2 protein-coding genes are annotated in these 824 nt (G+C 59.5%); one reads left to right on the forward strand and one right to left on the reverse strand.

Annotated elements, in window-relative coordinates; all coding sequences use genetic code 11:
• On the forward strand, positions 1 to 166 hold a 166-nt coding region (locus EN879_RS37595; RefSeq protein ID WP_164774924.1), incomplete at its 5' end, for a DNA polymerase.
• Between the two features lie 152 nt (positions 167 to 318).
• Here the strand turns inward: EN879_RS37595 and EN879_RS37600 are convergent.
• Positions 319 to 723 (reverse strand): Fur family transcriptional regulator, encoded by a 405-nt coding sequence (locus EN879_RS37600; protein ID WP_013529546.1) that lies wholly within the window; start codon positions 721 to 723, stop codon positions 319 to 321.
• Positions 724 to 824 lie beyond the last annotated feature (101 nt).

The raw sequence follows: 824 nt of genomic DNA on the forward strand, positions 1-824 counted from the left end.
GCAGGTGCATGACGAACTGATCTTCGAGACCGTCGAGGCGGAAGTCGAGGCGACGATCCCGGTCGTGCGTCATGTCATGGAAAACGCGGCGATGCCGGCGGTCTCAATGTCGGTGCCGCTGCATGTCGACGCGCGAGCCGCCAACAACTGGGACGAGGCGCATTAGCACCAACGCAAGTTGTGTTGAGATTCAGATCAGGCCGAGCCGAAAATGGTGGATTCCGAGAACCGGAGCGGAGCGTACTTTTCGTACGTGAGCACCGGAAGCGGCAGGAAGCCGCCATTTGCAGGCCGGCATCATCTGAATCTCAACTCACCTCAAGCCGCCTCAGCCAAACACTTGGCACATGTCCCGCGAAACTCGATCACCGCCTTCTTGGCGGCGAAGCCGGTGGAGCGCACCCATTCGTCCAAGCTGTGGCCGACATCGTGGTCTGACATTTCGGTGACCTGCCCGCATGTGTCGCAAATGGCGAAGGCAGTCATCGAATGGCTGTGGTCATGCGGCTCGGCGCAGGCGACGAAGGAATTGATGCTTTCAAGCCGATGCACGAAACCTGACTTCACCAGCGTGTCGAGCGCGCGATAGACCTGGAGCGGTGCGCGAAAACCGCGCTCGCGCAATTGGTCGAGCAAGGTGTAGGCACTGAGCGGTCCGCTGGCGGTCTCGAGTTTCTCGAGCACGCACAGCTGGTTTTTCGTCAGCACATCCCTTGCCGCCATGATCCTGTTTCCAACTCGCCTTGCGTCGCTTGCGCCGCGCACAAACGATCCATGTCCCATCCAGATAGCGACGAACAGGCATTTTTGCTACTGTTTCCAGC

This window comes from Mesorhizobium sp. M7A.F.Ca.AU.002.02.1.1 (genome assembly GCF_003998535.1).
In the GTDB taxonomy this organism is placed as follows: domain Bacteria; phylum Pseudomonadota; class Alphaproteobacteria; order Rhizobiales; family Rhizobiaceae; genus Mesorhizobium; species Mesorhizobium ciceri.

Excerpts from the sequence above, each read along its gene's own strand:
- EN879_RS37600 (WP_013529546.1), bottom strand. The coding sequence starts at position 723 with ATGGCGGCAAGGGATGTGCTGACGAAAAACCAGCTGTGCGTGCTCGAG.